The following is a 6,961-nucleotide window of genomic DNA, read 5'->3' on the forward strand; positions in this document are numbered from 1 at the left end:
GCGCGGCGCCCGGCGGCGGGCCGCCCCCCGGCGTCCGGGGATCCGCGGAGCGCGCGAGGGACGAGCCCCGCCCGGCAGGGACGGCGCGGGCCGCGCCGGTTGCGCGCCGAGCGCCGTGCCGTTACGGATGGCGGCCTGTCCCACCCTGTCGCGCGGGGAGCGGCGCCGGTGCGCGGAGCCAGGCTGTGCCTTGCAGCGGTCCTCCTCGCCGGCCAGGCGGCACGAGCCGAGGACGGCTCGCCGCGGATGCGGGCGGCCGAGGGCCTGGGCGGCCTGTTCAGCGAAATGCGCCTCGGCGTCCTTGCGCACAATTTCGGCGCGCGGGAGGGCGGCGCCGACATCAACGGCGAGATCCTGTTCGTCTCTCCGGTCCCCGCCCGGCTGACCGAAGGGGCCTCGCCCTTCCTGCGCCGGCTCGCCACGCCGCGGCCGCATCTCGGCTTCAGTGCCAACACCGGGGGCGGGACGAGCAAGGGATATTTCGGGCTCACCTGGACGGCGCCGCTGGCGCACGACCTGCTGCGCCCGGGCGACCGCCTGTGGCTCGATCTCTTCTTCGGCGGCTCGGTCAATGATGGGAAGCATGCCAGCGCCTCGCCCTATCGCCGGAGCCTGGGCGGAAACCTGCTGTTCCGGGTGGGTGGCGAGATCGGCTACCGGATCACGCGGCACCTGTCGGCCTCGATCGTCCTCGACCACGATTCGAACGCCGGCCTGGCGCGGCACAACGACGGCCTGAACAGCATCGGCCTGCGGCTCGGCGTCGCGTTCTAGCAGGGCGCCGGAAAAGGCCGCGGGGCTGCAAGCGGCGGCATCCGGCCCGCCGGTTCGGCCGGTGCCCGTTGCGGCCGGCGGGCGGCGTCCGCGATCGGCGCTAGGCGGGCGCGACCGGCGCGAACTCGCCGTCGGGTCCCAGCACGGCGAGCGTGCCGGTGGCGATGCCGAACCAGCAGCCGTGCAGCGCAAGACGCCCCGCCTCCACCGCCTCGCGCACCCACGGGAAGGTCATCGCGTTCTCGAGCGAGACGCGCACGGTCTCGTGCTCGCACGCCTCCTGGCGCGCCTCCGCCGGCGCGCAGCGCAGCGTCCGCTCGCGCGCGCGATCGGCGATCCGCATCCAGGGCGCCACGAAGTCCGCCGCCTCCGGCGGCGCGCCCTCGAGCAGCGCGCGCACGCCGCCGCACTGGCCGTGGCCCATGACGACGAGCAGCGGCACGCGCAGCACGCGCACGGCGAATTCCAGCGCCGCGCTGGTCCCGTGGTAGGCGGCGTCCGGCCGGTAGGGCGGGATCAGGCTGGCGACGTTGCGGACGACGAACAGCTCCCCCGGCGCGGCCGAGAATACCGTCGCCGGGTCCACGCGGCTGTCCGAGCAGGCCACGACCAGGGCGCGCGGCTGCTGGCCGTGCCGCGCGAGCGCCGCGTAACGCTCGCGCTCCTGCGGCCAGCGTCGGGCACGGAACTGGCGATAGCCGGCGATCAGCGCGTCCATGGCAGCCGGCTTTTCGCGCAGCCGGGGCGGCGTTTCAAGCGAGCGGCGCGCCGCGCGCGGCGCGCCGCGGATCAGACCGCGCTCGACCACTCCGCCGGCACGAACCGGTAGCCGTTGCCCTCCTTCGCCAGGTGGCCCGTGGCGGGGAAGGGGAAGTGGAAGCCGGCGACGCGCACCCGGTCGGTCGCCACCTGGTCGTAGATGCGCCGCCGGGTCTGTTCGGCCATCACCGGATCGAAGTCGAAGACGGGGTGGAAATCGGGACGGCGGGCCAGCGGCTCCGGCCGGTTGGTCGTGTCCGCGACGAACATCATCTGGTCGTTGCCGTCGGCCACCAGGTAGCAGGTATGGCCCGGCGTGTGGCCATGGGCGGCGACGGCGCGGATGCCCGGTGCCACCTCCGCCCCGTCCGCCACCTGCCGCACCCTGCCCCGGTAGGGCCCGAAGCGCCGCGCGGTGTTGGCGAAGTTGGCGCGCTGCCCCTCCGGGCTGCGGGTCTCGTTGCCGGGGTCGGTCCACCAGCGCCATTCGGCCTCCGGCACCACGATCTCGGCGTTGGGAAAGACCACCTCGTTCTCGCGCGTGGTCAGCCCGTTGATGTGGTCGGCGTGGAAGTGGCTGATCACCGCCAGCCCGACCCGCGCGGGATCGAGCCCCGCGGCCCGCATGTTCGCCGCGAGCTGCCCCGCCGTCGGCGCGAGCTGGCCGCCGCTGCCGGTGTCGAAGGCGACGAGCTGGCGCCCCGTGTCCACGAAGGTGACCGTGAAGGGGATGGTGAGCTGGTCGGTCGGCAGGAAGGCCTCGCGCAGCACGCGCTGCACCTCCGCGAGCGGCGCGTTGCGGACGAACCCCTCCACCGGGCGGCGGAAGAAGCCGTCGTGCACCTGGGTGACGGTGAAGGAGCCCACCTTGAAGCGGTAGAAGCCCGGCGCCTGCGTCGCGGCCTGCTCCTGCGCCGCGGCGCCGCGCGGAGGCACCGGCATCGCGATCGCCCATGGCAGGCTCGCGGAGCCGAGCAGCAGGGCACGGCGCCCGGCGCGGGTCGCGGCGGAAGCGGTCATCGCTGATCCTCCCGAGGCATGTTGGGCTCGGGCAAGGGTGGAAGAGCGGCGGCGGGAATCACAAGCGATTCCGCCGGCATGGCCGCCTCGCTCGCCGGGCCCTCCTCCCTCGCCTCGCGGGATATTGAGGGACCGGCGAGGCTGGGCTAGCAGGAGAGACGCCGCGCCCGGGCGCCGGCCGTTCGCGGGCCGGGCCGCGGAAGCCGCTGCGCGCTCGCCTGCCCGGCTGTCGCAGGAATCCACGGCATCCATCCGGAGAGGGGCCCCCGCCGCGCGTGTCGAGCCAGAGCCCGCATCGCTTCGAGACGGTCGTTCCCGCCGCCGGGCCCCCGCGCGGCGGTTCCGCGAGGAGCCTCCTCGCGCGGGTGCTGCGCGCCTGGCCGGGGGCGGCGGAACGGCGCCGCCTGCGGCGGGAACTCGCCGCGCTGCGCGAGGAGATGTTCCACATCCGCGCCGAGCTCGCCCTGCTCCGCAGCCGCTACGCGCACGGCCGGCGCGAATCCTTCTCGCTCGCCGAGCTGCTGCGGCTCGGCAACAGGCGCGAGGTGGAGGCGGTGATCCGCGCCCACGCCCAGCCCCTCCCGCTGCCCGACGGCACCCTGCTCTGCCGCGTGCTCGCGCGCCACAAGCTGCTCGTCGAGGGCGGCGACGCGGGCCTTGCGCCGCATCTGCTGCTCGACGGGTTCTGGGAATACTGGGTCACGGAGTTCGTCGGCCGCAATCTCGGCCGCGGCGAGACCGCCTTCGACGTCGGCGCGGGCTACGGCTACTACAGCGTGCTGTTCGCCGATCTCGTCGGGCCGGAAGGCAGGGTGCGCGCCTTCGAGCCGAACCCGAGGATGCATGCGCTGCTGGCGCGCAGCCTGGCGCTGAACGGGCTGTCCCAGGTCAGCGCGCATGCCGCGGCGGTCGGCGCGCGCGGCGGCGGCAGGGCGTGGCTCAGCGTGCCGCGCTCCGATCCCCAGGCGGGCCATGTCCTGCCCGACACGCCGCCGGGACCGGCCACCGACCGCGAGCGGGAGGCGTACGCGGTGCCGACCGTCGCGCTGAACGATTTCGCGGCGGAGCGCGTGGATCTCGTCAAGATCGACGCGCCGGGCGCGGAGGAGGCGATCTGGCGCGGCATGCAGGGGCTGCTTGCGCGGCAGCCGCGGCTTCGCGTGCTGCTGGAATTCGACGCGCGCCGGGTGACGGAGCCGGCGGGCCTACTCGGCGAGTTCGCCCGCTGCTTCCCCCTGCGCGTGGTGGGCAGCGACGGCCGCGCGCGGCCCTGCGCAGCGGAGGAGATCCTCGGCCGCGGCGGCGCGGTGATGCTCTACCTGTCGCGGACGGAGCCGCGCTAGAGCGGAGCGCGGACGGATCGGAGACGGCCGAAGGCGTGCATCCGCTTCCGGCACGAGGGAGCGGCGCCCTCGCCGTGCGCAAAGGCGGGCGGAAGCGGCTCGCGCGCCGCCTTCGGCCGGGCGCGCCCGCGGCGGCGACCGCGGCTCAGGCGCGGCGGTCGCGGCCGCGCGCGAAGACGGCGACCGCCTCGACCTCCGCCGACCACAAGAACTGGTCCACCGGCGTGGCCGAGAGCAGCGCATAGCCGGCGCGGCGCAGCACGGCGGCGTCGCGGGCGAGCGCCGCCGGGTTGCAGGAGACGTAGACCACGCGCGGCGGCAGCGCAGCGCCGCTGCCGGCGCGGGCGATCTGCGCCATCTGCGCCGCCGCGCCGGCATGCGGCGGGTCGAGCACCAGCACCGCGAACCGGGCCAGCTCGGCCGGCGTCAGCGGCTGGCGCGCGAGGTCGCGGCGCCGCGATTCGACCCGCGCGCCGGCGCGGCGCGCCGCCGCCGCGAGCGCCGCCTCGGCCTCGGCGGCGCCCTCGAAGGCGACGGTGCGGGCGCGCGTCGCGAGCGGGAAGGTGAGGGTGCCGACGCCGGCATAGAGGTCGGCGATGCAGGCACGCGGGGGCAGCCGTTCCGGCAGGCCGGCGAGCACCGCGGCGACGATCGCCGCCTCGCCCTCTCGACTCGCCTGCAGGAAGGCGCCGGGCGGCGGCGCCACCGTCACCCCGGCGAAGCGGATGGTGGCGGGGGCGAGCTGCGCCGCGGTCTCCGGCGCCGCCGCGCCGTGGGCGTGGGCGATGCGCGGGATCGCCTGCGCCTGCGCGAAGGCGGCGAGTGCGGCGCGGTCCGCAGGGCCGAGCGGCGCGTCGGTGCGCAGCAGCAGATCGGGGCCGCCGTCGAGCAGGTTTACGATCGCCGAGCCCTCGCGCCGCAGCGCGGCAAGGCCGCGCAACGCCGCTCGCAGCGGATCGAGCAGCGCGAACAGGCGCGAATCGAGGATCTCGCAGGCGGCGAGGTCGAGGACCGCGGCGCTGGCGCGGGCATGGAAGCCGACGACGACGCTGCCGTCCGCGGCCCGGCGCAGCGCGAGATCGGCGCGGCGGCGGCTCCGCGGCGGCGTGCGGGCGGGCTCGGCCACCGCCGGATCGGCGAAGCCCGCGCGCCGCAGCGCCTCGGCGACGCGCGCGCGCTTGAAGGCGGCGTAGGGCGCGTCGGCCCAGTGCTGCAGCGCGCAGCCGCCGCAGCCGGCGCGGAACAGCGGGCAGGGAGGCGCGACGCGTTCGGGGCTCGGGGCGAGGACCGCCTCGAGCCGCGCCGCCAGGCCCTCGCCGCGGCGGCCGGCGAGGCGCGCCCGCACCCGCTCGCCCGGCAGGGCGCCGGCGACGAAGACCGGCGTGCCGTCGGGCAGCGCGGCGACGCCGTCCCCCGCGGCGCCGAGGCGGACGATCGCGAGCTCGACGCCTTCCCCGCTCACCCGCCGAAGGCGTTCAGCCCGGTCTGCGCGCGGCCGAGGATCAGCGCGTGGACGTCGTGCGTGCCCTCGTAGGTGTTGACCGTCTCGAGGTTCATGACGTGGCGGATCACGTGGTACTCGTCCACGATCCCGTTGCCGCCGTGCATGTCGCGGGCGATGCGGGCGATCTCCAGCGCCTTGCCGCAGTTGTTGCGCTTGACGAGCGAGATCATCTCCGGCGCCGCCCGGCCCTCGTCGAACAGCCGCCCGACGCGCAGCGCCGCCTGCAGGCCGAGCGCGATCTCGGTCTGCATGTCGGCGAGCTTCTTCTGGATCAGCTGGGTCGCGGCGAGGGGGCGGCCGAACATCCTCCGGTTCAGCGTGTACTCGCGCGCCGCGTGCCAGCAGAACTCGGCCGCCCCCATCGCGCCCCAGGCGATCCCGTAGCGCGCGCGGTTGAGGCAGGAGAACGGGCCGGCGAGGGACTGCACGCCCGGCAGGCGGTGCTCCTCCGGCACGAACACCTCGTCCATCATGATCATGCCGGTGACCGAGGCGCGCAGGCTGAACTTGCCCTCGATCCTCGGCGTCGAGAGGCCCTTCATCCCCCGCTCCAGCAGGAAGCCGCGCACCCGCCCCTCGTCGTCCTTGGCCCAGACGAGGCAGACATCGGCGATCGGGGCATTGGTGATCCAGGTCTTGGAGCCGGAGAGCACCCAGCCGCCCGCCACCCTGCGCGCGCGGGTGCGCATCGCCGAGGGGTCGGAGCCGGCATCGGGCTCGGTCAGGCCGAAGCAGCCGACCCATTCGCCGCTGCGCAGCCTCGGCAGGTACCTCTGCTTCTGCTCCTCCGACCCGTAGGCGTGGATCGGGAACATCACCAGCGAGGACTGCACCGAGAAGGCCGAGCGGTAGCCGGAATCCACCCGCTCCACCTCGCGCGCCATCAGCCCGTAGGCGACGTAGGAGACGCCGGCGCAGCCGTAGCCCGTGAGCGTCGCGCCGAGGAAGCCCATCTCCCCGAACTCGTTCATGATCGCGCGGTCGAAGCGCTCGTGCCGGTTGGCCTCCAGGATGCGCGGCATCAGCCGCTCCTGGCAGAACTGGCGCGCGGAGTCGCGGATCATCCGCTCGTCCTCGCTCAGCTGGGCATCAAGCAGCAGCGGGTCGTCCCAGGCGAAGGCGGGGGCGGAGCGCCTGGTGGCGGCGGTGTCGGTCATCGGCATCTCCTCGCTCGGTCCGGCGTCTCGGGCGGCGGGCGGGCGCGGAACATGCCCCCGCCGGCGAGGTCTGGCAACGCGCGGACCGGTGCGGCCGGCGGCGGCGGGGGTGGCGCCGCACCGCCGCGGAACGGATCAGGCCGCCTCGGCCTCGGGCGACTCCACCGCGCCGCGGCGCGGGCGCGGGATCGGGATGGTCATGAAGGCCGGCACCGCGTCGCCGAAGCCGCGGACGCTGGGGCCGAGGTCGCGCTCCTCGCGCGCCGCGGGCGCCGCGCGCGGCTCGCCGCGGCCGCGCCCGGCGCGCTCGCCCTCGGCCGCCGCCGGCCGCTCGGGCCGCTTGCGCTCGGGCCGGGGCGCGCGTTCGGCCGGTTCCTTCGCGCCGGCGGCGGCGGGCGCCGCCT

Annotated in this window: 6 protein-coding genes and 1 pseudogene; 2 read left to right on the forward strand and 5 right to left on the reverse strand. The window is 75.9% G+C overall.

Annotation, left to right across the window (positions count from 1 at the left end):
• Positions 1-168: 168 nt before the first annotated feature.
• Positions 169-774 (forward strand): acyloxyacyl hydrolase, encoded by a 606-nt coding sequence (locus K1J50_RS10675; protein WP_220117702.1) that lies wholly within the window; start codon positions 169-171, stop codon positions 772-774.
• Positions 775-874: 100 nt separating this feature from the next.
• Here the strand turns inward: K1J50_RS10675 and K1J50_RS10680 are convergent, their stop codons facing one another.
• Together K1J50_RS10680 and K1J50_RS10685 are read right to left on the reverse strand one after the other, a co-directional pair.
• Positions 875-1,492, reverse strand: a complete 618-nt coding sequence (locus tag K1J50_RS10680; RefSeq protein ID WP_220117703.1) for a carbonic anhydrase — start codon at positions 1,490-1,492, stop codon at positions 875-877.
• 71 nt (positions 1,493-1,563) lie between these two features.
• Positions 1,564-2,553, reverse strand: a complete 990-nt coding sequence (locus tag K1J50_RS10685; RefSeq protein ID WP_220117704.1) for an MBL fold metallo-hydrolase — start codon at positions 2,551-2,553, stop codon at positions 1,564-1,566.
• Between the two features lie 365 nt (positions 2,554-2,918).
• Between K1J50_RS10685 and K1J50_RS10690 the strand changes: the two genes are divergently transcribed.
• Complete coding sequence (locus K1J50_RS10690; RefSeq protein WP_220117705.1) at positions 2,919-3,896, forward strand: FkbM family methyltransferase; 978 nt, start codon at positions 2,919-2,921, stop codon at positions 3,894-3,896.
• Between the two features lie 145 nt (positions 3,897-4,041).
• Here K1J50_RS10690 and K1J50_RS10695 read toward each other — a convergent pair whose 3' ends face one another.
• The 3 genes and pseudogenes from K1J50_RS10695 to K1J50_RS10705 all read right to left on the reverse strand — a co-directional run.
• Positions 4,042-5,358 (reverse strand): class I SAM-dependent RNA methyltransferase, encoded by a 1,317-nt coding sequence (locus K1J50_RS10695; RefSeq protein WP_220117706.1) that lies wholly within the window; start codon positions 5,356-5,358, stop codon positions 4,042-4,044.
• Positions 5,355-6,557 (reverse strand): acyl-CoA dehydrogenase, encoded by a 1,203-nt coding sequence (locus tag K1J50_RS10700; protein ID WP_255575175.1) that lies wholly within the window; start codon positions 6,555-6,557, stop codon positions 5,355-5,357. Before K1J50_RS10700 ends, K1J50_RS10695 begins: the two co-directional genes overlap by 4 nt.
• 135 nt (positions 6,558-6,692) lie before the next feature.
• Positions 6,693-6,961: pseudogene (locus tag K1J50_RS10705) on the reverse strand (hypothetical protein); the annotation flags it as partial.

It is taken from the genome of Caldovatus aquaticus (assembly GCF_019458025.1).
Classification (GTDB): domain Bacteria; phylum Pseudomonadota; class Alphaproteobacteria; order Acetobacterales; family Acetobacteraceae; genus Caldovatus; species Caldovatus aquaticus.

Coding starts and splice junctions, on each gene's coding strand:
- K1J50_RS10680 (WP_220117703.1), bottom strand. CDS start 1,492: ATGGACGCGCTGATCGCCGGCTATCGCCAGTTCCGTGCCCGACGCTGG.
- K1J50_RS10685 (WP_220117704.1), bottom strand. CDS start 2,553: ATGACCGCTTCCGCCGCGACCCGCGCCGGGCGCCGTGCCCTGCTGCTC.
- K1J50_RS10700 (WP_255575175.1), bottom strand. CDS start 6,557: ATGACCGACACCGCCGCCACCAGGCGCTCCGCCCCCGCCTTCGCCTGG.